The 23,414-nt window shown below is 59.2% G+C and carries 18 protein-coding genes; 17 read left to right on the top strand and 1 reads right to left on the bottom strand.

Annotated elements, in window-relative coordinates:
* The first annotated feature begins 252 nt into the window (after positions 1 to 252).
* The 13 genes from ACTQ0H_RS06610 (at position 253) to ACTQ0H_RS06550 (ending at position 16,394) form a co-directional block, all read left to right on the top strand.
* Positions 253 to 765, top strand: a complete 513-nt coding sequence (locus tag ACTQ0H_RS06610; RefSeq protein WP_441547963.1) for a hypothetical protein — start codon at positions 253 to 255, stop codon at positions 763 to 765.
* Positions 752 to 1,651, top strand: coding sequence for a hypothetical protein (locus ACTQ0H_RS06605; protein WP_441547962.1), 900 nt, complete (start codon positions 752 to 754; stop codon positions 1,649 to 1,651). Before ACTQ0H_RS06610 ends, ACTQ0H_RS06605 begins: the two co-directional genes overlap by 14 nt.
* A 355-nt stretch (positions 1,652 to 2,006) precedes the next feature.
* Entirely contained in the window at positions 2,007 to 3,224 is a 1,218-nt protein-coding gene (locus tag ACTQ0H_RS06600; protein WP_441547979.1) for an AAA family ATPase, read from the top strand.
* Position 3,225: 1 nt separating this feature from the next.
* The gene (locus tag ACTQ0H_RS06595; protein WP_441547961.1) at positions 3,226 to 3,894 is read left to right on the top strand and encodes an RloB family protein; all 669 of its coding nucleotides are present in this window, start codon (positions 3,226 to 3,228) and stop codon (positions 3,892 to 3,894) included.
* A gap of 345 nt (positions 3,895 to 4,239) precedes the next feature.
* Positions 4,240 to 6,378 (top strand): DUF4118 domain-containing protein, encoded by a 2,139-nt coding sequence (locus ACTQ0H_RS06590; protein WP_441547960.1) that lies wholly within the window; start codon positions 4,240 to 4,242, stop codon positions 6,376 to 6,378.
* The gene (locus ACTQ0H_RS06585) at positions 6,375 to 7,280 is read left to right on the top strand and encodes a hypothetical protein (protein WP_441547959.1); all 906 of its coding nucleotides are present in this window, start codon (positions 6,375 to 6,377) and stop codon (positions 7,278 to 7,280) included. Before ACTQ0H_RS06590 ends, ACTQ0H_RS06585 begins: the two co-directional genes overlap by 4 nt.
* Positions 7,277 to 9,157, top strand: a complete 1,881-nt coding sequence (locus ACTQ0H_RS06580) for a DUF2194 domain-containing protein (protein ID WP_441547958.1) — start codon at positions 7,277 to 7,279, stop codon at positions 9,155 to 9,157. Before ACTQ0H_RS06585 ends, ACTQ0H_RS06580 begins: the two co-directional genes overlap by 4 nt.
* Complete coding sequence (gene pelF / locus ACTQ0H_RS06575) at positions 9,154 to 10,581, top strand: GT4 family glycosyltransferase PelF (protein ID WP_441547957.1); 1,428 nt, start codon at positions 9,154 to 9,156, stop codon at positions 10,579 to 10,581. Before ACTQ0H_RS06580 ends, pelF begins: the two co-directional genes overlap by 4 nt.
* Before the next feature lie 3 nt (positions 10,582 to 10,584).
* The gene (gene pelG / locus ACTQ0H_RS06570) at positions 10,585 to 12,129 is read left to right on the top strand and encodes an exopolysaccharide Pel transporter PelG (RefSeq protein ID WP_441547956.1); all 1,545 of its coding nucleotides are present in this window, start codon (positions 10,585 to 10,587) and stop codon (positions 12,127 to 12,129) included.
* Positions 12,119 to 13,888, top strand: coding sequence for a CotH kinase family protein (locus tag ACTQ0H_RS06565; protein WP_427794689.1), 1,770 nt, complete (start codon positions 12,119 to 12,121; stop codon positions 13,886 to 13,888). Before pelG ends, ACTQ0H_RS06565 begins: the two co-directional genes overlap by 11 nt.
* Positions 13,875 to 14,666 carry a polyphosphate polymerase domain-containing protein gene (locus ACTQ0H_RS06560; protein ID WP_441547955.1) on the top strand — a complete coding sequence of 264 codons (792 nt, stop codon included), beginning with the start codon at positions 13,875 to 13,877 and terminating at the stop codon, positions 14,664 to 14,666. Before ACTQ0H_RS06565 ends, ACTQ0H_RS06560 begins: the two co-directional genes overlap by 14 nt.
* A 3-nt stretch (positions 14,667 to 14,669) precedes the next feature.
* Positions 14,670 to 15,335 carry a DUF4956 domain-containing protein gene (locus ACTQ0H_RS06555; RefSeq protein ID WP_441547954.1) on the top strand — a complete coding sequence of 222 codons (666 nt, stop codon included), beginning with the start codon at positions 14,670 to 14,672 and terminating at the stop codon, positions 15,333 to 15,335.
* 66 nt (positions 15,336 to 15,401) lie between these two features.
* A complete protein-coding gene (locus ACTQ0H_RS06550; RefSeq protein ID WP_441547953.1) occupies positions 15,402 to 16,394 on the top strand; it encodes a PLP-dependent transferase in 993 nt (330 codons plus the stop codon).
* Between the two features lie 101 nt (positions 16,395 to 16,495).
* Here ACTQ0H_RS06550 and ACTQ0H_RS06545 read toward each other — a convergent pair whose 3' ends face one another.
* Positions 16,496 to 16,840: a winged helix-turn-helix domain-containing protein gene (locus ACTQ0H_RS06545; protein WP_427794685.1), complete on the bottom strand. Its 345-nt coding sequence runs from the start codon at positions 16,838 to 16,840 to the stop codon at positions 16,496 to 16,498.
* Positions 16,841 to 17,033: 193 nt separating this feature from the next.
* Between ACTQ0H_RS06545 and ACTQ0H_RS06540 the strand changes: the two genes are divergently transcribed.
* The 4 genes from ACTQ0H_RS06540 to nusA all read left to right on the top strand — a co-directional run bounded on the left by ACTQ0H_RS06540 (position 17,034) and on the right by nusA (position 23,381).
* Positions 17,034 to 18,545 carry an IMP dehydrogenase gene (locus ACTQ0H_RS06540; protein ID WP_154515410.1) on the top strand — a complete coding sequence of 504 codons (1,512 nt, stop codon included), beginning with the start codon at positions 17,034 to 17,036 and terminating at the stop codon, positions 18,543 to 18,545.
* 259 nt (positions 18,546 to 18,804) lie between these two features.
* Complete coding sequence (gene leuS / locus ACTQ0H_RS06535; RefSeq protein ID WP_441547952.1) at positions 18,805 to 21,381, top strand: leucine--tRNA ligase; 2,577 nt, start codon at positions 18,805 to 18,807, stop codon at positions 21,379 to 21,381.
* A gap of 256 nt (positions 21,382 to 21,637) precedes the next feature.
* On the top strand, positions 21,638 to 22,132 hold the full coding sequence (gene rimP, locus ACTQ0H_RS06530; RefSeq protein ID WP_441033500.1) for a ribosome maturation factor RimP: 495 nt from the start codon (positions 21,638 to 21,640) through the stop codon (positions 22,130 to 22,132).
* Position 22,133: 1 nt separating this feature from the next.
* A complete protein-coding gene (gene nusA / locus ACTQ0H_RS06525; protein ID WP_154515419.1) occupies positions 22,134 to 23,381 on the top strand; it encodes a transcription termination factor NusA in 1,248 nt (415 codons plus the stop codon).
* The last annotated feature ends 33 nt before the right edge of the window (positions 23,382 to 23,414 follow it).

Below are 23,414 nucleotides of genomic sequence, written 5' to 3'. Positions count from 1 at the left end.
CGTTTCCCCATTACAACCTAATTGTTCGGAAGGAGTCGGATGGAATAACTGACATAATCGAGGCCATATTGATGGTCCATTAAGTTTCTTTAGGGGCGTGTGCGCTTATTAGTCAATAGCAGTATGCGCCCCCGTTTGTTCAAATCATATCCAAATAGCTCTTCTTCAAGAACCTGACACTTGTGTGGCGGGGTGGGTTAGTTTGTAAAAAATGCGAAGGATGGCTCTTGGATTCTTGGAGGTGCGTAATTATTGGCCAATAACTTTCTAGATGATTTGCTTGGGATAATCTCTGCTTACGATCTGTTCAATGTGCTCATACCGGGTGCACTCGTAACATACTCCGTCAGTCAGATGCCGTTGGGCAGTTGTATTGACTGCTCTAACTGGCTGGCGTTATTTGTGATGAGTTATGTTCTCGGTCTTATTGCGTCGCGGATTGGCTCTCTTTGCATTGAACCATTGGTCCGCAAATTAAAACCGACCGGAAAGCGGGACTATTCTGCCTTTGCGTATGCTCAGAAACTCGATCCAAAGGTCGAGCAGCTCTTAATGATTTCAAACATGTATCGCAGCCTGGCGGGGGCCGGTGTCCTGCTCGTAATTATTCTGCTTGCATCATTGTTGCCGGCATCTCATCGGCTTGCAGCGGCGCTGTGTTCTTTTATCGCCTTATTTGTTGCTTCCTGGATCAAGCAGGAACGGTATGTAGAAAAACGAATCAACTTCAATCTTGAGGAACGTGATGACCATGAGCGAGATTAAGTCTCTGTCCGTTGGTAACGGCGACATGTTTTATATCAATCACAATTCTGATAACTTCAGCATGATTGACTGTAATATTACCGATGAGCGTAAGTCGGAAATCCTTGATGAGATTAAAAACCTTGCAGGTAATAAGGGTATCGTGCGTTTTATTAGCACACATCCGGACCAAGATCATATTCAGGGTATTGAGTATCTTGATGAGCTTAAGCTCATTCCGAATTTTTATTACGTTGACAATGATGTCTCTAAGTCCACGGAGACTGAGAGTTTTAAAAAGTACAAAGATCTGAAGGGGTCGTCTTGCGCTTACAAAATATACAAGGGGTGTAAGCGTAAATGGATGAACGTTTCTGATAGTGAGCGCGGCTCTGCTGGGATTAGCGTCCTCTGGCCCGATGAGAATAATGAGACCTTCCAGAATGCTTTGCAGGATGCCGAAAGCTCGGATAATCCCAATAATATTAGCCCCGCGATTGTCTACTCGCTAGAGGAAGGGGTCCGTGCGCTTTGGCTTGGTGACATGGAGAATGACTACATGGTGGCGATTGAAGATGACATTGCGCTTTCGCCTGTGGACATTCTATTTGCGCCGCATCATGGACGGAAGTCCGGTCGCGTTCCTAAGACATGGCTAGATAAGTTGGAACCTCGGCTGATCGTTGTGGGAGAAGCCCCGTCAGACGAGCTTGATTATTACTCGAATTACAACACTCTGACGCAGAATAGTGCTGGCGACATTTTGTTCTGCTGCGAGACCGGCAAGACTCATGTTTACGTTGGATCTCCTTCTTATAGCGTCAATTTCTTAGACAAAGACACTAATGCACCGGGAGTGAAAGGAGCGCTGCATTATTTGGGCTCTTTTGATTGCGGTGACCGTTAGTCCTGCTGTCGCCTCGTTCATTCGTGGCCTGCCCACGCTTTTACCGGACAAGCCTATATGCGTCCTTTCATCTCATTGAGATGGTGTAGGATATTGTCCTGTAATACAAAAGCTCTGCTGGAGCTATAAGGGTGACGCTTTCGATAAGAGAGTGTTGCCCTTTTTTCATGAGTGTAATATGTGACGCGCTGGCTAAGCGCCATTCAGGCAATGGAATGGTTGAGTGTGGCCTGGCTGACACTTTACGTCTGCTGTCGCAGCCGCAGCAAGCACTTGATTTACATTACTTAAAGTCTATAATCAAAGAAAAACTCTGAAATACCTTTTCAAAACAATGAAAGGAATTTTGAGGACGATGCTTTGCCAGTTTACCTTCAGGAACTATAGATCCTATCGCGACGAAACTGAGCTTTCCATGCAGGCAACATCGATGAGGGAGTTCGAGCGCTCCCTCATAGAGTGTCCTGACGGGCAGAGCTTCCTTCCGGTGGCTGCGGTTTACGGGCCTAACGCTGGCGGCAAGTCTAACCTGCTCGAGGCTCTTGACTATATTCGTTCGGCGGTTGCAAGGCCGATCAGATTGTTGTCTGCCAGCGCTGATGCGCCAGAAGATAACCGATCTTCGATACCCCGTTGCTCTGCGTTCGAGTTCGATGACGTGTCGACTGCTAAGCCCACCGAGTTCGAGCTCTACTATCGCGCAGGTGAGCATGAGTACCGCTATGCCCTGTCCGTGCATGCGGACGAGATTGTGTCCGAAGGATTGTGGCGGCGCAAATTGGGGGCGTCGCGCACGGCGATGCTGTTCGAGCGCGAGGGCACAGGGGTTGAGCTTGGTCCCACGCTGCGTAAGCTCGTGACGGCCGCGAGATTCAACCCGAGCTTGCCATACCTGTCGTTTCTCTGCATCAACTTTGACGCGCCGGTGATCAAGGAGGCTGCCAGTTGGTTTCTTGATGGGGTGTTCCTGAACTACAACAGCTCCTATCTGGAGCAGATGCTCGAACAGTTGCTCGACGAGGATGACTCACCCGAGATCACGCGTTTTCTGCGTGCCGTTGACGTGCGTATCGATGGCTTTAGGGTTGAGAAAGCCCCGGAATGGCGGGGCCAGCGCGTCTTCGTAAAGCATGAGGTGGACGGTATGGGCTATGAGCTGCGCCTGTCCGAGGAGTCGGCCGGTACTCAGAAGCTCATGGGGCTGGCGTCGTTTCTGCTGGCGGCGCTCGAACGCGGCGGTACCGTCGTTGTCGACGAGCTCGACGCCAAGTTGCATCCGAAGCTTCTGCGCTACGTGATTCTGCTGTTCAAAGATCCCGAAGTCAACAAGAGCGGCGCGCAGCTCATCTTCTCGTCTCAGGACGTGTCCACTATGCGAAACGATGTTTTTCGCCGCGACGAGATATGGTTTGCCGCACGCGGCGAGGGGGAGGCGAGCCAGCTATGGTCTCTCGCCGACATCCACGAGGCAAATGGTAACCTGGTCAGCAAGAACGCGGCATTCGACAAGCAGTACCTGTCTGGCCGCTATGGTGCCGACCCGTATCTCACGCGCATTGAGGAGTGGGATTAGTATGGCCGCGAAAAAGTCGAGGGACTGGCGCAGCGGCAACCGCGAGGGACGCTTTCGCATGGTACAGATGACGCGCCATCTCGTGGTGACCGAGGGCAAGGAGACTGAGCCTCGCTACTTCGAGGGCGTGCGCGCTGCGTTGGGCGCAGCAAACGAGCGGAAGGTTGCCGTAGTCGTTAAGGGGACTGGCAAACATACTCTCGACCTACTTGACTTCGCTGTCGAACATTGCCGCTATGCTCCTGAGACTTTCGACCATGTGTGGCTCGTGTTTGATAAGGATGACTTCCCTGCATCCGATTTTGATGCGATGGAGAGCAAATGCGCCGAGCTCACCGATGGATTGAGGACGTTCCATGCGCTGTGGTCGAATCCCTGCTTTGAGCTGTGGCCCCTTCTGCACCTTCGATATACGACGGCCCCCATGTCGGCTGCAGAGTGCCAGCGTAGCCTCGCTCAAGCGATGTCTAAAGACCTGGGCATAGAGTACCGCAAGAACTTGGCAGGGCTGTTCGACGTGGTGGACGGCAAACGAAGCGAGGCGTTGCAGCGTGCTGGGCGCCTCGTCACATACCATAGGGGGCTGGGTAACGTTAAGCCATCTTCGCAAAACCCTGCAACCAAGGTGGGCGAAATATTCGATGTAATCGGGCCGTATCTGGTTGGCTAGTCGAGTCTGTGGATTGGCTTTCCGGTTAGGGCGATTGGCGGATTGTGATGCGCTATTGCAAATCCGGTGCGTAGGAGAAGTGCGGAGAAAAATCGAAACTCGCCGAGCATAGCCCGGTTTTAGGCAACAAAACCGCAGGCCGCTGCTGCCTAAAACCGGGTCTGGTCGGCAGATCTCGGTTTTTCACCGCACCCCCGATTGGGCCCGCATTTAGCACCCTCGTCGCCCCCCACATCCTCTGAAGATGTTCTTAAAACTGCCTTAAAGGCGTCCCGGCTCGCGTTGACGGCGTACAATACGCGTGTTTGGCTATGGCAAATATGGAATTAAGGGGAGGGGTGCGCCATGGAGGTGCTGGTTGTTGGCAACACCGCATATGTTGACGATGACTTTTGTGCCAAGGCGTTCCCCGGGGACCACGTTAAGGTCGTCGCTGCCGCGGAAGCGCGCCGCGATGAATCGTCGCCCCATGCCTCGTGGAATGAGCTCATCCAGCACTTGGAGCAGGCCTACGAGTTCGACCGGGTGGTCTACCTATCCAATTACCTTACCCCGCATACCGATATCGTGGGCGATATCGAGCTGCTGCGCTCGGTCTTTCGTGCGTGCGCGGGTCGCCGGGTCCAGCTGCTGTATGTGGCGGGGCCCTCGGGTGCCGCGGGTGCCGCCGATACCACGGGGCGAACGGGCAAGGGCATTATCGCGCGCGCAGCCAACGACCTGTGCCGCTACTACGCTGCTCGCGAGGGCGTTCAAACCAAGATCCTGCGCGTGCCGTTCCTGTATACCGCGTCTGCCGCGCTGGATGATCCGTTTTTGGTGCCGCTATTTGATGCGTGCTCAACCGGATCGGTCGCTTTGCAGGGCGCGGAGGACGCGCCGTTTCCGCTGCTGTGTGCCGAGGAACTCGCGGTGCTGGTGCATCGCATCTTTGACAGCTGGGACGCCTCCTTTGAGACGCTCGATGTTGCCGATACCTTCCATCACACGTCAGGTGAGGTGGGCGAGGCCCTCAAGGCGCTGTTCCCAGGGCTCTCAGTTGCCTATGGCGATTCTGCCGGCTATGCCCTGCCCGTCAGCGACATCGTTCGCGTTCGCTATGGCTGGTTTCAGCGCTACGACCCGTTTCGTGATCTTTCGACCATTCATGCTCGCTGGGATGCTGGCCGCGCAGGGAAGGTCAACCCCTTGCGCGCCGCTATCGACCGCATCCAGATGCACACGCTGCCTATTAAATGCCTGGAGACGGGCGTTGCCTGGGTCCTATTCGAGGTGCTGGAGTATTTGTTCTCGCAATCTGCCCAGCTCAACGTGCTCGTTTATCGCCTGCTCTACGTCGTGCTCATCGGCACGCTGTATGGCCTGGACTTTGGTCTGGCTGCGGCGCTGCTGGCATCGGTTGGGTTGGCTGTGAGCTACTTTACCCAGTATGGCTATACCTTCCAGGGCCTCTTTTACGAGCCGTCCAACTGGCTGCCGTTTATCGCGTACTTTGTGGTGGGTGCCGTATGCGGCTACGTGCAGCTGCGCAATAGCGAGGCCATTAAGGTGGAGCGCGACCAAAACGAGCTCGTGCGTAATCGCAATACGTTCCTCACGCAGCTCTATCACGATGCTATCGAGGACAAGCGCACCTACAAGCGCCAGATTGTGGGGCGTCACGATAGCTTTGGCAAGATCTTTGCCGTGACGCAAGAGCTCGACGTGCTCAACCCGCGCGACATCTACCGCAAGTGCTGTGAGCTCATGGGTGAGATTCTCGAAAACAATTCGGTGACGATCTACCACGTTTCGGGCGGGGCGTTTGCACGTCTGGTGGCGGCGAGTCCCGTGATTGCCGAAGACGCCACGCGCTCGCTCACGCTTGAGCAACTTGCACCCCTTTTGGGCGGCGGGGGTCGTTCGAGCCTGTGGGTCAATCGCGAGCTGACGCCGGGACTTCCCATGTTTGGATATACGATCGAGCGCGACGGGGCGCCCGCCGTGTTGATCTTTGTGCGTCGTGCGGCCGAGAACCAAATGACGCTCTATTACCAAAACCTGTTCCGCATCTTGTGCGGACTGGTCGAAAGCGCGCTGGGCCGTGCCTTTGACTATGAGGCGGTGGCGCAGGATAAACGCTGCGTCGATGGCACGTGCGTGCTCAAGCAGGCGGCCTTTGGTCAAGAGCTCGCGGCCGAGCAGGCGCTGTCGGATGGCAAGATGGGCAGCTTTTTGCTCCTGCGCGTGGTGCCGGGCATGGAGCCTGTCGGCGAGCTGGTGGGCGCAATTGGGTCGGCAATCCGCGAGAGCGATGCGGCGGGCCTGGTCGACGGTGACGTGCTTTACCTGCTTATGCGCCAGGCAAAGGCGAGCGACCTGCCCATTATCCGCGAGCGCCTGAGCGCGAAGCGGATTGCGGTGGAGCCCGTCGACGGCGAGGACATCGTGGCGCTTCTGCAGCACATCGCTGACACCGGTGACGGTGAGGGGGATATCGCTTGATCTCGCTTGTCGTTGCTGCTGTCTTGCTGCTGATTCATGCGCTGGTTTGTCTGGTGTTGTGGACGCTTATGAAGTTGGGCCTGCTGCCGGTGCGCGGGCATATGCTGGCCGTGATGGTACTCGTGCCGTTGTGGGGACCGCTGCTGGTGGTGCTGCTTATCACGCGTAGCGCCGTGTTTGGCGCGGACCTTAAGGACGCCACGCTAGAGTCGCTGCGCATTAATGACGAGCTGCATCGCAGCATCTTGGTGCACGACCGTGAAGCCGATGCGGGTGTGATCCCGCTTGAGGAGGCGCTCATCGTCAACGACCCGGCAGACCGGCGCCGCCTCATGCTCTCCATGCTCACCGAGGAGCCCGATGCGTACCTGGCGCAGCTGCAGGCGGCTAAGCTGAACGACGACGTTGAGGTGGCGCACTATGCCGCGACGGCGGTGGCGCAGATCTCCAAGGAGTCCGACCTTAAACTGCAGCAGCTGGAGCGCGCCTTTAAGACCGACCCGAGCGCGCAAAACCTCGACGAATACTGCGATTTTCTTGGTGAGTATTTAGACTCGGGTTTGGCTGAGGGGCGCGTGGCTCAGATTCAGCGTCAACAGTACGCGCGTCTGCTCGCGCGCCGCTGCGAGCGCGAGGACACCTTTGAGCTGCGTATTCGGTATGCCGCGGCGCTGGCCGATGTCGACCAGATCGACGAGGCGCAGGCCGTGACCGACCAGCTCGTGCTCGACGCGCCCGAGGAGCAGGAGGTTTGGATGCTTTGCCTGCGCCTGGCCGTGATGCGCCGCGACGGTGACGAGGTCCACCGCGTGATCGATGCGATCGACAAACAGCATGTGTACTTGAGCGCCGCCAACCGCGAGGAGCTGGCTTTTTGGCGCGACGGGGAGGAGGCCCGATGAGCGTGGTTCAGCATATCCGCGACCGTGCGGGCCATTTTCGCTGGATGGGCCTGCTCGTGGTGTGGGCGGTCTTTATTGCCATGGCCGCCGTGCTGCTGGTGGAGCGTGCCGGCGTGCAGTACAGTGCGGGCCAGCATAAGCTGGGGATGCTTGCCGCCAACGATGCGGTGCCGGCCTCCTCGGCAATATTTGGTCAAAAGCCCACGTGCCTGGTCATTACCGATTCCGACCAGACGGGCGTCGAGGACGTAAAGGAGCAGTTCGACCAGATTCTGCTCGACATGAAGATCGCGCACCGCGACGTGGACCTTGCCCTGGATGGCGCCGATGCCATTCCCTCGTTGACGTCCTTCGATCGCGTGATTTTGCTCATGCCGTCGCTCGATGGGCTCGGTACGCACCTGACCGATATTATGAGTTGGGTGAGTGCCGGCGGTTCGCTTATGCTCGCCATGCCGCCGGATAATTCGAGCTATCTGCAGGTGATTGCTCCCAAGCTTGGTATTGAATCGGCCGGATACGACTATGTAATAGCCGAAAGCATTGTGCCGAGCGAGGACTTTATGCTGGGCGGGGGAGAGCGCTACGGGCTCTCGGACCCCTTTGATTCGTCGCTTTCGGTTTCGCTGCGCGAGACGGCGCGTGTGTGGGCTAAGACCGGCGATGCAGACGCCCCGCTCATTTGGTCCAATGACTGCGGTAGCGGACGCACCGTGGTATGTAATATCGGTGTCTACGACAAGGTCATGCGCGGGTTTTACGCCGCGGCGATTAGCTTGCTGGGCGATGCCACGGCCTATCCGGTCATCAACAGTGCCGTCTTCTATCTGGACGACTTTCCCAGCCCCGTGCCCTCAGGCGACGGCACCTACATCAAGCGCGACTACGGGCTTTCCATCGCCGACTTTTATGCCAAGGTCTGGTGGCCCGATCTGCAAAAGCTCGCGCAAAAATACGGCATTCGCTTTACCGGTGTGATGATCGAAAACTACGAGGACGCGGTCAATCAGACCGAGCCCGCGCGCCAGGCCGATACCACGCAGTTTCGCTACTTTGGCGGCATGCTGCTGCAGATGGGCGGAGAGCTGGGCTTTCACGGCTACAACCATCAGCCGCTGGCGCTCTGGGATACCGACTATGGCACGCTGTACGACTACAAGACGTGGAAGAACAAGGAGACGCTTGTTGCATCGCTCAACGAGCTTATCGCCTTTCAGGACGAGGTGCTACCCAACGCGCACGGTTCGGTCTACGTGCCGCCGTCAAATATCCTTTCGGCCCGCGCTCGCAAGATTATTGGCGAGGACGTGCCGCGCATTAAGACCATCGCCAGTACGTATTTTGAGGATGGTACGGATCTTCCGTACGTGCAGGAGTTTAGCGTGGCGAGCGATGGCATCGTGGAGCAGCCGCGTATTGTCTCGGGCGGCATGGTCGACGATTCCTATATGCGCCTGGCTGCCGTGTCCGAGCTCAACATGCACTATGTGAGTACGCACTTTATGCACCCGGACGACTTGCTCGATTCCGATCGCGGCGCCAGGCAAGGCTGGGAGGTCTACAAGGGCGGCCTGACCGACTACCTGGACTGGCTTACCAAGTCGGCGCCCGACCTGCGTCGCCAGACCGGCTCGGAATGCTCGGGCGCCATTCAGCGCTTTTCGTCCGTGACGGTGAGCGTGGATACAGATGCGGATGCCTGGACGCTCAACCTGGGCAATTTTCACGACGAGGCGTGGCTCATGTTCCGCGCCAATAACGGCGAGCCGGGAGCAGTCACGGGTGGCGAGATTACGCATCTGACGGGCGACCTGTACCTGGTCAAAGCTACGGACAAGACGGTGACCATTGCGCGCAAGGAGGGTAGCGACAAATGAGAATCTGCTTGGTACTCGAGGGTTGCTACCCCTATGTGCACGGTGGCGTGTCCACCTGGATGCATGGCTATATACAGGCCATGCCCGAGCACGAGTTTGTGCTGTGGGTGATTGGCGCGCATGCGGCCGACCGCGGCAAGTTTGTCTACGAGCTGCCCAAAAACGTTGTCGAGGTGCACGAGGTGTTTCTGGACGACGCCTTGCGCCTTTCGGGCGAGCAGGAAGAGGCGGACTTTAACGACCGCGAGCGCGAGGCGCTGCGCCGCCTGGTGTCGCTTTCCAATCCGGATTGGGACGTGCTGTTCGATATCTTCCACCGCCGTCGCGTGCATCCGCTCTCGTTTTTGCAGAGCCGAACGTTTATGGATATCTTTCGCGACGTGTGCCTGGCCGAGTACCCCTACACGCCTTTTGCCGACGCATTCCATACCATGCGCTCCATGCTGCTGCCCGTGCTCTATCTGCTGGGCAGCGAGGTGCCGGTGGCCGATGTGTACCATGCCATCTCGACCGGCTACGGCGGCCTGCTCGCCTGCCTGGGCTCAAGCGTTCACCATGCGCCGGTGCTGCTCACCGAGCACGGCATCTACACGCGCGAGCGCGAGGAGGAGATCATTCGCGCCGACTGGGTGGTGCCGTCGTTTAAGGACCGCTGGATTCGCTTTTTCTACCTGCTTTCGGAGGAGATCTACCGTCGCGCTTTTCGCGTGACGAGCCTGTTTCACAATGCCCGCAAGACGCAGATCGATATGGGCTGCGATGCGGACAAATGCCTGGTCATCCCCAATGGCATTCAGCTCGACCGCTTTAAGGACATTCCCTTAAAGCCCGATGACGGCTGGGTTGACATTGGCGCGGTGGTGCGCCTGGCGCCCATCAAGGACGTCAAGACCATGATCTATGCCTTCTTTGAGCTGCACGAGCGCGTCCCTAAGGTGCGCCTGCATATCATGGGCGGCGTGGACGACGAGGAGTACGGCGCCGAGTGCCATGCGCTGGTCGATACCCTGGGCGTGCGCGACCTGATCTTTACCGGCCGCGTCAACGTGGTCGAGTACATGGAAAAGCTGGACTTTACCATTTTGACGAGCATCTCCGAGGGCCAGCCGCTCAGCGTGCTGGAGTCGCTTGCCGCGCGTCGTCCCTGCGTAACGACCGAGGTGGGCTGCTGCCGTGAGCTGCTCGAAGGCGCCCCGGGCGACGACTTTGGCGTGGCGGGATTTGTGACGCCGCCTATGTATCGCAAGGGCTTGGCCGATGCCATGGAGCGCATGTGCGCAAGCCGTGCCCGCCGTATCGAGATGGGGGAGCGCGGCCAGCGTCGCGTTGCCACGTACTTTTTGCACGAGCAGATGCTCGCCAACTATCGCGCGCTGTACGACGAGACGGCGCGTGCGTATGATTTGCCCAGAAAGGGGGAGTAGCCGGTGGCCGGAATCGGTTTTGAGCTCAAACGCCTGTTTAGACGCAAGGGTCTGTTTGCCACGATGCGCGCCTATGGCTACGCCGGCATTGTGTGCACAGGTCCCATGCTGCTGGGCGTGCTGCTCCAGGTGGGCATCTTGGTGCTGTGCGGCATGTGGGGTGTGGGCCGCGCCAACCAGGACCTGCTGGTGTGCATGGTGACCTATACGCTGCTGGCGTCGCTTACGCTCACCAGCTTTTTCTCCATGCCGGTCACGCGCTTTTTGGCGGACATGCTCTTTGCCGAGCGCGAAGAAGAGGTCTTTCCCTCGTTTTGGGGTTCCAACGCCATCATGCTCGTTGCGGGCACGGTACTCTACGGCGTCTTTTTGCTGTTCTCGGGCGCCACACTGCTGCAGGGGTTGCTGTGCCTGTGGCTGTTCAACATTATGATCGTCAACTGGAACGGCATGAACTACCTCACCGCTATTAAGGACTACCGTGGCATTCTGTGCAGCTTTGTGGCTGCCATTGGCGTGGCGTGCCTGTGCGCCCTGGCCGCGCTGGCGCTGGGGCTGCCGCCGGTCGAGGGCCTACTGGCGTCAATCGCCCTGGGCTACGGCGTCATGCTCGCCTGGGACGTGGTGCTGCTGTACCGGTATTTTCCGCAGAGTGACCGCAGCCCCTGGCTCTTTTTGCGCTGGCTCGATCAGTTTATGCCGCTGGCGCTCACGGGCCTGTTTGCCAACCTGGGGCTCTTTGCGCACCTGGTAATTATTTGGGCCGGCCCCATTGGCGTGCAGGTCAAGGGCTTGTTTTATGGCGCGCCCTACCACGATGTTCCGGCGCTCATCGCGTTTTTGACGATCCTGGTCACGACCGTCAACTTTGTGGTCTCGGTCGAGGTCAACTTTTATCCGCGCTACCGCGACTACTACAGCCTGTTCAACGACGGCGGCGTAGTGGGCGACATCGTGGTGGCCGAGGAGGAGATGCTCTCCACGCTCAACAGCGAACTGCGCTTTTGCGCGCTCAAGCAGCTGTTTGTGACGGCGGCGGTCATTTCGCTCGAGACCACGGTGCTCTCGGCCGTGCCGCTGGGCTTTAACAGTCTTATGCACGGGTATTTTCGCACGCTATGCGTGGGCTATGGCCTGTATGCCGTGGGCAATACGGTGATGCTCGTCTTGCTGTACTTTACCGACTACAAGGGGGCCGTGCTGGCCTCGGGCCTGTTTGCCGGTGTGGCGGGGCTGGCGACTGCCGTGTCGCTGCTTTTGCCGCAGCAGTTTTACGGCTTTGGCTTTTTGTTGGGTGCGGCGGTGTTTTTTATCGTGGCGCTGCTGCGACTCGACACCTATACTGCCAACTTGCCGTATCGTATTCTGAGCCAGCAGCCCATGGTGGCGACAGACAAAGAAGGCTGGTTTACCGAGTTGGGCCGCATGCTCGAGCATGTTGAGGGGCGCTATGAGGAACAGCGCATGGAGCGGGAGCCACATGGCGCGTTTGAACGCACGGTGGTCCGTGTGTATCGCAACCATTGGGGAGGTCCTGATGACCGATAGGATGATATCGCGTCGCCGCTTGATTGAGGCGGCTGCCGGCACACTGCTGCTTTCGGGCTGCTCTGCGCAGGACGAATCCTCGACAAAAAAGGCCAAGAAGCAGGGCAAGATTAACAAGGCCGAGACCTCGGGAGAGGCCAAGCACCTGCGCGATAAGGACGAACTGTACGAGGTCTACGACGACTCGGGCATTGTGACCATGTACCTAACGGTCTCGCGAGGCAACAGCTCCGAGAACACCGATCATAGCTGGGCCGAGATTAATACGTACTCGGTTTACGACTATGCCGACATGGGCGTGACACGCTATCAGGTTATGGGCCTGCTGCAGCCAGGCGATGATAAGGGCCCCGTTGCTGGCGAGGTGGGCTATGGCGAGGAGGCCCCCAACGCCACCGTGCAAGTGCGCGGTCAGACGTCGAGTACCTATACGCAAAAGAACTACAAGGTGGAGCTCAAAAAGGGCAAGGGCACGTGGCGTCAGCAGCGCGCGATTGCGCTCAACAAGCATATGGGCGAGGGCATGCGCTTTCGTAACAAGATGGCCTACGATTTGATCCGTGGCATTCCCCAGATGATGGGCCTGCGCACGCAGTTTGTGCACTTATGGGTGTGCGACCAGACCGAAAAATCCAACGACACCTTTGAAGACTACGGTCTGTTTACGCAGGTCGAGCAGCTCAACAAGACGGCGCTCAAGGCCCACGGTCTGGATAAGAGCGGGCATCTGTATAAGGTGAACAGCTTCGATTTCCATCGCTTTGAGGACACCATTAAGCTCACCGATGACCCCGACTATAACCAGGCGGCTTTTGAGGGCATGCTCGAGATTAAGGGCGACTCGGACCACACCAAGCTCATCGAGATGCTCGATGCGCTCAACGACGAATCGCAAAAGATCGATGACGTGCTCGACACCTACTTTGATACCGAGAACCTGGTCTATTGGCTGGCGTTTCAGATTCTGACGGGCAACTGCGACACGCAGAACCGTAACTGCTATCTGTACAGCCCGCTTAACTCCAAGGTTTGGTACATCCTGGATTGGGATAACGACGGCATGCTGCGCAAGCTCGAGTTGAGCCTGACGGGGTTCTCGGATTATGCGAGCTGGGAGCGCGGCGTGAGCAACTACTGGGGCAACGTGCTGTTTAACCGCGCGTTGCGCAGCAAGTCGTTCCGCAGCGAACTCGACCGTGCCGTCAAGGACTTGCGCTCGTATTTGACTGAGGAGCGCCTGAGCAAGATGATCGAGCATTATCGCGAGGTCACGGAGCCGCTCGTCTTTGCTGCGCCCGACCTGGAGCATCTGCCCGTGACCAAGGACGAATACGAGCAGATCGCCGCGGCGATTCCGTCCGAAATCGAGGAGAACTACCAGAGCTTCCGCGAGAGCTATAAGAAGCCCATGCCGTTCTACATTGGCGTGCCGCAGATCGATAACGGCAAGTTGCGTGTGAACTGGGATGCCGCGTACGACTTTGAGGCGCGCGATATTCGCTATACCGTCGAGCTTGCGCGCGACTACGCCATCAATGACGTGCTTTTTAAGGCCGAGGACGTGCTGCTGCCCGAGGTAACGTGCGATGCGCCCGATACCGGCCAGTACTTTGTACGCGTGCGTGCCACCAACTCCGACGGCTATACGCAAGATGCGTTTGACTACTATGTGACCGACGATGGCAAGCAGTACGGCATGAAGTGCTTTTACGTGCAAGACGGCGGTAAGGTCGTGGAGGACACGTATGAGGAGGGCTAGCGCGTTGCTTGAGCGCCTGGCGGCCCCGCCTGCGCGTGCCACGCAGGAGCGTTATCGCCACGAGCTCAAATATCTCATTAACGAGGGCGAGCACTCCGCGCTTGCCTGTCGCATGGCGCCGGTTTTTAAACTGGACAAGCATGCGCGCTCGGGTGGCTACACCATTCGCAGCCTGTACTTTGACGACTACTGCAACTCGGCCTACGAGGAAAAAGACGCCGGTATTCTCATGCGCAAAAAGTATCGCGTGCGCATCTATAACGGCAGCGACAGGGTGATTAAGCTCGAGCGCAAAAAGAAGTACGGCAGCTGGATCTACAAGGAGGACGCGCCGCTCACGCGCGGCGAGTTTGAGCAGATTCTGGCTGGCGACTACGGCTTTTTGCTGAGGAGCCCGCACCAACTCTGCCGCGAGTTCTACATCGAGTGTATCTGCAACATGATGCGCCCGCGGACCATCGTGGACTACGAGCGCGAGCCGTGGGTGATGGATGAGGGCACCGTGCGCATTACGTTTGACATGAACGTGCGTGCCGCGGTGGGTAGCTTTGACATCTTTGACGCGACCCTGCCCGCGCTGCCCGTGCTGGAGCCGGGCAAGCTGGTGATGGAGGTCAAGTTTACCGAGTTTTGTCCGCAGCTGGTGCGCGATATGGTGCCGCCGGGCGCGGCCGAGCTTACGACGGTTTCCAAGTACTGCCTGTGTTACGAAAAGACCGCCTACCTGCGCGGTTTTAACTACTGGGATTCGGATTTTGAGAACCGAGGGGATATTTAGACCATGAGCACCAGGGACTTTTTTAAGAACTCCGTCTTGGAGGCGTTTGGTCAGGTCGACCCTGCCAAGATCGGCCTGTCGCTGCTCGTGGCGCTCGCCATGGGCATCCTGATCTATTACGTGTACAAGCGCTTTTTTACCGGCGTGGTGTATTCGCGTAGCTTTGCCGTGACGCTCGTGGGCATGTGCGTGCTCACCTGCATGGTCACGCTCGCGATCTCGACAAACGTGGTCATCTCGCTCGGTATGGTCGGTGCTCTGTCCATCGTCCGCTACCGTACGGCGGTCAAGGACCCGCTCGACCTGCTGTATCTGTTTTGGTCCATTACCACGGGCATTACGGCGGGAGCCGGCATGTATGCACTCGTGGGGCTCGCGGCAGCAGTGATCGTGCTGATGATCGCCGGCTTTGCGAGCAGTCAGGACAAGTCGCGCGTGTACATGATGGTCATTCACTACACGGGCCAGACCACTGGCGACGATATCGTGCGCGCGTTTGGGCGCACCAAGTTCACCGTTAAGTCCAAGACTATGCGCGGCGACAAGGTGGAGATGGCCGTCGAGGTGTTCTCTGACGGTGTGGATATGCCCTATGCAGACGCCATCCGCGCCCTCGATGGCGTGGAGGACCTAACGCTCATCCAATACAACGGCGAATACCACGGCTAGAACCCTAGCGAGTAGATTGGGGAAACATCCGCATCGTGGGCTTTTGTTTTGAAGGGACGGTGTCACGTGGACGCACAACAGCTAGAAGAGGCCTGGGCTGCAAGGGCTGGCGCGCGCGAGGCGCGACTGGTTGCGGCCTCGCATGTGCCGGCGGCGCTGTCTCTGTTGGGGATTGTGCGCCCCGGCGATCGCCTGGTGGCCTTTGCGGATGACTTTGCCGAAGCGTTTGCTTGCGGCTTTGAGGGCTGCGATGTCGTGCTGGTGGGCTCGCCGTCCGCCGAGGCGTTTGCTGCTGCGTCCGATGGCTTTGATGCTTCGCTTGATGCCGAGGGGCCGCACCTGTGGTGGTTCGCCAACTCCATTGGCGCGTTCGGTCTGCGTGTGCCCGATTTGCGTGCGTTAGGCCGCGCCGCGCGTGAGGCCCATGCACTGCTGGTTGTTGACAACACCGTGGCTGACGTCTTTGGCTGCAATCCGCTGAGCTTGGGCGCCGTGCTGTCGCTCGAGGCACTCGACCGCGTGTGTGCCGGTAAGGCCCCGCGTAAGCTCGTTGCCGCTTCGGTGGCGCGATCGCAGCTCAAGCGCCATCGTGTGGATGCCGCGGCTGAGTGCGCGCATGCGTTGTTTGCGGGCTGCGGAGCGTCGGCGCTCGATCTTTCTGCTGAGGAGGCCGACGTGCTGGAGCGCGGGTTTTCCTCGCTTAACGCTCGCATGCAGGCTCACTTCGATCGAGCCCGTGCGCTGGCCGAGTATCTGGCCGCGAACGAGATGGTGCGCAACGTGCGCTATCCCGGGCTGAGCTCGCATCCTGACCATGCGGTTGCAACGGGAATCCTCGAGCATGGCTTTGGCCCGGCAGTTGAGTTTGACCTTATCGAGCGTAGCGCGGGAGAGTTGTTCGACGCTTTGCCGGGGGAGTTTCGCACATCGCCTGCCGGCGGCGCAACGACGCGTCTTTCGGCGCCACGTGGCAAGCAGGGGGACACCATCCGCCTCTTCGCCGGCACCGATGATCCCCTGACGGTAGCCGCCGCCCTCGATAACGCCCTCCGACAGTAGCTAATTTGGGACGGGGCTTTTTTAGCTACCCAATGTCAATTTTTGGCTATGAGTTAAGAATGCTCTGGATGGGTAGCTAAAAAAGCCCCGTCCCAAATTAGCTACTCTTTGATGGTGTCGATCAGGTCGTTGGCCCTTGCGGCTATGACCTGGTTTATGTCGGCCTGCAGCTCCTCGTAGGCCGCTATGGCTCGCTCGCCGGCGGGGGTGAGCGAGCTCCCGCGGGCGCCGTCGCGCTCGATGAGCTTGCACCCCAGCTGCCCCTCGGCCTCGTTCACAATGCGCCATGCCTTGGAATAGGCCATGCCCATGCTCTTGGCGGCACGGTTGATCGAGTGTTCGCGGGCGATACCCTGCAGCAGCAAGACGCAGCCGTGGCCGAACACGCCCGGCAGATCTTTGTCGCACGACTGAATGACCAGTTTTGCCGTCGTCTTGTACTCCATGCGCTCCACGTCTCTCCGCTAAAGTGTCTGCTGGGCAAACGCAAAGCCTGCGTTAAACCCTCGTGTGCTCTTCTTAAATCATGCATTGTAGCAGTCAAAGTGCGTTAAGATACTTGCCCAGTATTGGGCGCCCAAGGTTGGGCTGGGTCCTACGAGGCCTGCAGCCGACCGGTCGCATGGAAAAAGGAGAAACATGGCTACGTTCTTTCCCGGTGAGTCCCACACGTTTTCGGAGTATCTGCTGGTCCCTGGTTATTCGTCCTCGCAGTGCATCCCCAACAACGTCTCTCTTAAGACGCCGCTAACCCGCTTTAAGCGCGGCGAGAAGCCGGCAATCACCCTGAACATCCCCATGGTTTCCGCCATCATGCAGTCCGTCTCGGGCGTCGACATGGGTGTCGCGCTCGCTACCGAGGGTGGCCTGTCCTTCATTTACGGTTCCCAGACCCCCGAGTCCGAGGCCGCCATGGTCAAGGCTGTCAAGGATCACAAGGCCGGCTTTGTCCAGTCCGATTCCACGCTGACCCCCGACATGACCATGGAGCAGGTCATCGAGCTCAAGGAGAAGACCGGTCACTCCACCATGCCGGTAACCGACGACGGCACTCCCAAGGGTAAGCTCCTGGGTATCGTTACCAGCCGTGACTATCGCCCCAGCCGCGATGACCACCAAAAGAAGGTCTCCGAGTTCATGACCCCGCGTGAGCAGCTCATCGTGGGCGACAAGAACATCAGCCTCAAGGTTGCCAACGACGTCATCTGGGACAACAAGCTCAACGCCCTGCCCATCGTCGACGACAACGATCACCTTATGGGCATCGTCTTCCGCAAGGACTACGACAGCCACAAGACCAACCCCAACGAGCTGCTCGACGGCGATAAGCGCTACATGGTCGGCGCCGGCATCAACACCCGCGACTATGCCGAGCGCGTGCCGCTGCTCATCGAGGCCGGTGCCGATGTCCTGTGCATCGACTCTTCCGAGGGCTTCAGCGAGTGGCAGAAGCGCACCATCGAGTGGATTCGCGCCAACTACGGCGAGGACGTCAAGGTCGGTGCCGGCAACGTCGTTGACGCCGAGGGCTTCCGCTTTTTGGCCGACTGCGGTGCCGACTTTATCAAGGTCGGTATCGGCGGCGGTTCCATCTGCATTACCCGCGAGACCAAGGGTATCGGCCGTGGCCAGGCCACCGCGCTGATCGACGTCTGCCGCGCTCGCGACGAGTACTACGAGGAGACCGGCGTCTACGTGCCCGTGTGCTCCGACGGCGGTATCGTCTACGACTACCACATGACGCTCGCCCTTGCCATGGGTGCCGACTTTATGATGCTGGGCCGCTACTTTGCCCGCTTTGACGAGAGCCCGACCGAGCGCGTCAACGTAAACGGTCAGTACATGAAGGAGTACTGGGGCGAGGGTTCTGCGCGTGCCCGCAACTGGCAGCGCTACGACCTGGGCGGCGCCGCGAAGCTCAGCTTTGTCGAGGGCGTCGACTCCTACGTTCCCTACGCCGGCTCCCTTAAGGACGGCGTGGGCGGCACGCTCTACAAGATCAAGTCCACGATGTGCAACTGCGGTGCCCTCTCGATTCCCGAGCTCCAGAAAAAGGCACGTCTGACCCTGGTGAGCTCGACCTCGATCGTCGAAGGCGGCGCCCACGACGTAGTCGTCAAGGATTCGCAGCAGTCTGTGTCTTATCGATAGGATAAGAGCCGCACATAAAGGTTGAGTTCCAACCACGTTATTAAGATAAAGCGAGATGCCTGCAAGTCGCAGGCATCTCGCTTGTCGTATTTGCTATCATCAGTCAAGTTAACCTTAGGGTCGGTCGGCTTGGCTTTGTTCGCTACAAGTTCCGCACGCAAAGAAGAGCACTTAATGTGCTCTTCGTCTTGCGCAGGACTGTCCGCAGTAGCGAATAAAGCCAAGCCGACCGACCCCAGCTAAGATTAAAGGAGCTGATATGTGCGATTGCACAGATCATAAGGACGAGATCCCTGCCTACGACGCGCAGGCCATTGAGTCCAAGTGGATGAAGGCCTGGGAGGACTCCAACCTCTTTGCCGTCGACACCGACGCCAGCAAGCCCAAGAAGTACGTGCTCGAGATGTTCCCGTATCCTTCGGGCGACCTGCACATGGGCCACGCGCGCAACTATACCATCGGCGATGCCATGGCCCGTCAGGCCCGTATGCGCGGCTTTGACGTGCTGCATCCCATTGGCTTTGATGCCTTTGGCCTGCCCGCCGAGAACGCCGCCATCAAGCACAACACGCAGGCTGCCGCCTGGACGTATAAGAACATGGACCAGGCGCTCGCCACGATGAAGCGCATGGGCTTCTCCTACGATCTGGATCGCATGGTCAAGACCTGCAGCCCCGACTACTACCGCTGGGGTCAGTGGATCTTTGAGAAGATGTGGGAAAAGGGCCTGGTCTACCGCAAGAAGAATCCGGTCAACTGGTGCCCCAACTGCAAGACCGTTCTGGCTAACGAGCAGGTTACCGAGGGCAAGTGCTGGCGCTGCGGCACCGAGCCCGAGAAGCGCGACCTTGAGCAGTGGTACTACAAGATTACCGAGTACTCCCAGGAGCTGCTCGACGATCTGGAGAAGCTCCCCGGCTGGCCCGAGCGCGTTAAGCAGATGCAGGCCAACTGGATCGGCCGCTCCGAGGGCGCCGAGGTCGACTTTACCCTGTGTGATGCCAACGGCGATCCCATCGAGGGCGACGAGGGCAAGATCACCGTCTTCACCACGCGTGCCGATACGCTCTTTGGCGTCTCCTTCTTTGTCCTGGCTCCCGAGTACGCTCGTCTGCACGAGCTCGTCGAGGGCACGGAGTACGAGGAGGCCGTGACCAAGATCGTCGAGGACTCCAAGCACATCTCTGCCGTCGAGCGTGCCCAGGGCACCCTCGAGAAGCACGGTGCCTTTACGGGGCGCTACGTGGTTAACCCCGTCAACGGCGAGAAGGTTCCCGTGTGGGTTGCCGACTATGTCGTTGCCGATTACGGCACCGGCGCCGTCATGGCCGTTCCCTGCGGCGACCAGCGCGACTTTGAGTTTGCCCGCAAGTACGACCTCCCGATCGTCCCGATCATCCTGGACGATGACGACCGCGCTTCCGTCGAGGCCAGTGGCGAGACCATCGATACCTTCCATGCCGAGACCGTCGACTGGGATTGCGCCCACGCTGCCGAGGGCACGCTCGTCCAGTCCGGCAAGTACACCGGCATGCGCGGCGGTAAGCACTCCGAGGGCGAGGCTGCCATCGTGGCCGACCTCGAGGCCATGGGCTGCGGTCGTCGCAAGGTCGAGTTCCGCCTGCGCGACTGGCTCATCAGCCGTCAGCGCTATTGGGGCAACCCCATCCCGGCCATCCATTGCGAGCACTGCGGCATTGTGCCCGTGCCCGAGGACCAGCTGCCGGTGACGCTGCCCGAGAACCTGGACCTGGGCGCCGGCGAGACCCTCGCCGAGTGCAAGGACTTCTACGAGACCACCTGCCCGGTCTGCGGCCGCCCGGCCAAGCGCGAGACCGATACCATGGACACCTTCACCTGCTCCAGCTGGTATTACCTGCGTTATACCGACCCGCACAACACCGAGCTGCCCTTCTCCCGCGAGGCGGCAGACCGTTGGATGCCCGTCGATAACTACATCGGCGGCATCGAGCACGCCATTTTGCACCTGCTCTACAGCCGCTTCTTTACCAAGGCGCTGCGCGACCTGGGTCTGCTCAGCGTTGACGAGCCCTTTACCAACCTGCTGTGCCAGGGCATGGTCAAGGACGAGAACGGCGACACCATGTCCAAGTCCAAGGGCAACGTCGTGCCTCCGAGCTCGGTTATCGAGCCCTACGGCGCCGACACCATGCGTCTGGCGATCCTGTTTATCGCCCCGCCTGAGAAGGACTTTGACTGGGATCCCAAGGCCGTCGAGGGTGCCAACCGCTTTATCAAGCGCGCCTGGCGTATCGTGTGGCAGCTTGTCCAGTCGGGTGATGCCAACGTTGCCTTCGACAAGTCCGTGCTCGACGAGACCGCGATGAAGCTCTATCGCGAGCGTCACCGCACCATCGCCAAGTGCACTGAGGACTTCGATCGCGGCCAGTTTAACACCGCGATCTCGGCCGTCATGGAGCTCGTCAACGCGGCGAGCGCCTACCTCAACGCCACCGAGGGCGCATCGCGCGACAAGGCACTGTGCTACGGCGTGGCCAAGGACATCGTGAGCGTCCTTGCCCCCATCTGCCCGTTCTGGGCCGACGAGCTGTGGCACGAGGCACTCGGCTGCGAGGGCAACGCCTACACCGCCTCCTGGCCCGAGTTTGACCTGGCCGAGTCCATCGAGGACACGGTGCAGATCGTGGTCCAGGTGCTCGGTAAGGTCCGCGGCCGCATCGATGTGGCCCGCAATGCCTCCAACGAGGAGATGCAGGCTGCCGCCGAGGCCGCTGTTGCCAAGTGGCTCGAGGGCAAGACGGTCGTCAAGGCCATCTGCGTGCCCGGCAAGCTGGTCAACCTGGTGGTTAAGTAAACCTTGCGAATATAGTTGATGCACAATAGACGAGGGACGATCCGGCTGGGTCGTCCCTCTTTTTGGATATGGATACTTGCGACTACACCCAATTATCCATTTCTTGTGGAGATGCTGTGGCCACGCTGACCTGCGGGTTTATGAGATAGTTGCACGTTTTCGCAGGTATTGGTATAGTTTGCTTGCAAATGAAGTTGTAATTGAAAGAAGTGGGGTTTCGGCCCCGCTTCTTTTTTGTATGGATGGAGGTGCCGCAATGGTCAAGACCAAGACCGAGCAGGCGATCATCGACGCGCTCGAGGCCGTCGCTCCCCAGCACGATGTCGATATTGTCGACGTTGAGCTCGTGGGTGCCACCAAGGCCCCCTGCGTGCGTGTGCGTATCGAGGGTGCCGAGGGTCAGAGCCTGTCGCTCAACGACGTCACAGCCAACACCAAGTGGGTCGGCGACGTGATCGAGGAGCTCGACCCCATCTCTTCGAGCTATACGCTCGAGGTGTCGAGCCCGGGTATGGCGCGCCCGCTGCGCCGTCCGCGTGACTTTGCCCGCTTTGTGGGCGAGGACTGCGAGCTTTCCTCCACCGCCACCGAGGGCCGTCGCAAGTACTCCGGCAAGATTGCCGCCGCGACCGAGACCAACGTAACCCTCGAGCTCGAGGACGGCGAGTCTGTCACCCTCGATTTTTCCGATGTTAAAAAGTGCAAGTTGAAGCCCGTCTATGACTTCAAGCCCGCGAAGGAAGGAAACTAACATGGCAGCATCCGACATGATGTCCGCCCTGATGGAGCTTTGCCAGGAGAAGCACATCGACCAGCTCTACCTGATCGACCGCCTGGAGCAGTCGCTCGCCAAGAGCTATGCCGAGATCCTGCATCTTGAGTGGGGCGCCAAGGTGACCATCGACCGCACCACCGGCAAGATCTATGTCTACCGCCTGGAGCCGATCGACGATTCCATGGACGAGGAGGGCAACTTCACCGAGTTCGAGGAGATCGACGTCACCCCCAAGAACACCAGCCGCATCGCCGCCCAGCACGCCAAGGCCGAGATCAACGCCATCGTGCGCAACTCCGCCCGCGAGCAGATCTACGAGGAGTTCTCCGGCCGTATCGGCGACCTCATCAGCGGTACTGTACTGCAGTCCACACCCGACTTTACGATCGTCAAGATCCGCGAAGGCGTCGAGGCCGAGCTTCCGCACTTTGATCAGCGCCGCTACGAGAACGAGCGCAACGAGCGCCCCATGGGCGAGCGCTATCTGCACAACCAGCACATCAAGGCCGTGATCATTGACGTTCGCGACCCCAACTCCACGCTTCCGCCGGTTCGCGGCGAGCACAGCCGTCCGCCGATCGTTATCTCGCGTACCCACCCCGAGCTCATGCGTCGTCTGTTTGAGCAGGAGGTGCCCGAGATCTATGAGGGCACCGTCCAGATCAAGTCGATCGCCCGCGAGCCCGGCCAGCGCTCCAAGGTCGCCGTCCACTCGCTCGATGACCGCCTGGATCCCGTGGGCGCCTGCGTCGGTCCCAAGGGCAGCCGTGTGCGCGCCGTTGTGGGTGAGCTGCGCGGTGAGCGCGTCGACGTCATCCTGTGGGATGCCGATCCGGCCGTCTACGTCGCCAACGCCCTGTCGCCCGCCAAGGTCACTCGCGTCCTTATCGACGAGGAGAAGGCCTATGCCGGCGTCATCGTGCCCGACGACCAGCTTTCGCTCGCCATTGGCAAGGAGGGCCAGAACGCCCGCCTGGCCGCACGCCTGACCGGCTGGCACATCGACATTAAGTCCGAGACCCTTGCCGCCGACATCCTCAAGAACGTTCCCGTTCACGAGGAGCCTGCCGCCGACCTGATCGGTGACGAGGAGGATGACGACGCCCGTCGTTGCGAGTACGTGTCCGAGGACGGCATCCAGTGCCGCAACCAGGCCCGTCCCGGTTCCCGTTTCTGCGGTGTCCACGACACCGACGCCTTCGATGATGCGGAGGACCTGATCTAGCGCGCGGTTGCGCTGGACAGGTTCCGGCGCACA

The sequence above is a fragment of the Collinsella sp. LCP21S3_A3 genome (assembly GCF_052118905.1).
Taxonomy (GTDB): Bacteria; Actinomycetota; Coriobacteriia; order Coriobacteriales; family Coriobacteriaceae; genus Collinsella.
Note: the sequence above shows the minus strand (reverse complement) of the source record. Positions and strands in the feature narration are given on the sequence as shown.

Bases quoted from the DNA above. Each gene is read 5' to 3' on its own strand.
- ACTQ0H_RS06580 (WP_441547958.1), top strand. From the start codon at position 7,277: ATGAGCGTGGTTCAGCATATCCGCGACCGTGCGGGCCATTTTCGCTGG.
- ACTQ0H_RS06540 (WP_154515410.1), top strand. From the start codon at position 17,034: ATGGCTACGTTCTTTCCCGGTGAGTCCCACACGTTTTCGGAGTATCTG.
- ACTQ0H_RS06560 (WP_441547955.1), top strand. From the start codon at position 13,875: ATGAGGAGGGCTAGCGCGTTGCTTGAGCGCCTGGCGGCCCCGCCTGCG.
- ACTQ0H_RS06595 (WP_441547961.1), top strand. From the start codon at position 3,226: ATGGCCGCGAAAAAGTCGAGGGACTGGCGCAGCGGCAACCGCGAGGGA.
- nusA (WP_154515419.1), top strand. From the start codon at position 22,134: ATGGCAGCATCCGACATGATGTCCGCCCTGATGGAGCTTTGCCAGGAG.
- ACTQ0H_RS06600 (WP_441547979.1), top strand. From the start codon at position 2,007: ATGCTTTGCCAGTTTACCTTCAGGAACTATAGATCCTATCGCGACGAA.
- ACTQ0H_RS06545 (WP_427794685.1), bottom strand. From the start codon at position 16,840: ATGGAGTACAAGACGACGGCAAAACTGGTCATTCAGTCGTGCGACAAA.
- ACTQ0H_RS06605 (WP_441547962.1), top strand. From the start codon at position 752: ATGAGCGAGATTAAGTCTCTGTCCGTTGGTAACGGCGACATGTTTTAT.
- ACTQ0H_RS06590 (WP_441547960.1), top strand. From the start codon at position 4,240: ATGGAGGTGCTGGTTGTTGGCAACACCGCATATGTTGACGATGACTTT.
- pelF (WP_441547957.1), top strand. From the start codon at position 9,154: ATGAGAATCTGCTTGGTACTCGAGGGTTGCTACCCCTATGTGCACGGT.
- ACTQ0H_RS06555 (WP_441547954.1), top strand. From the start codon at position 14,670: ATGAGCACCAGGGACTTTTTTAAGAACTCCGTCTTGGAGGCGTTTGGT.
- leuS (WP_441547952.1), top strand. From the start codon at position 18,805: ATGTGCGATTGCACAGATCATAAGGACGAGATCCCTGCCTACGACGCG.
- ACTQ0H_RS06565 (WP_427794689.1), top strand. From the start codon at position 12,119: ATGACCGATAGGATGATATCGCGTCGCCGCTTGATTGAGGCGGCTGCC.
- rimP (WP_441033500.1), top strand. From the start codon at position 21,638: ATGGTCAAGACCAAGACCGAGCAGGCGATCATCGACGCGCTCGAGGCC.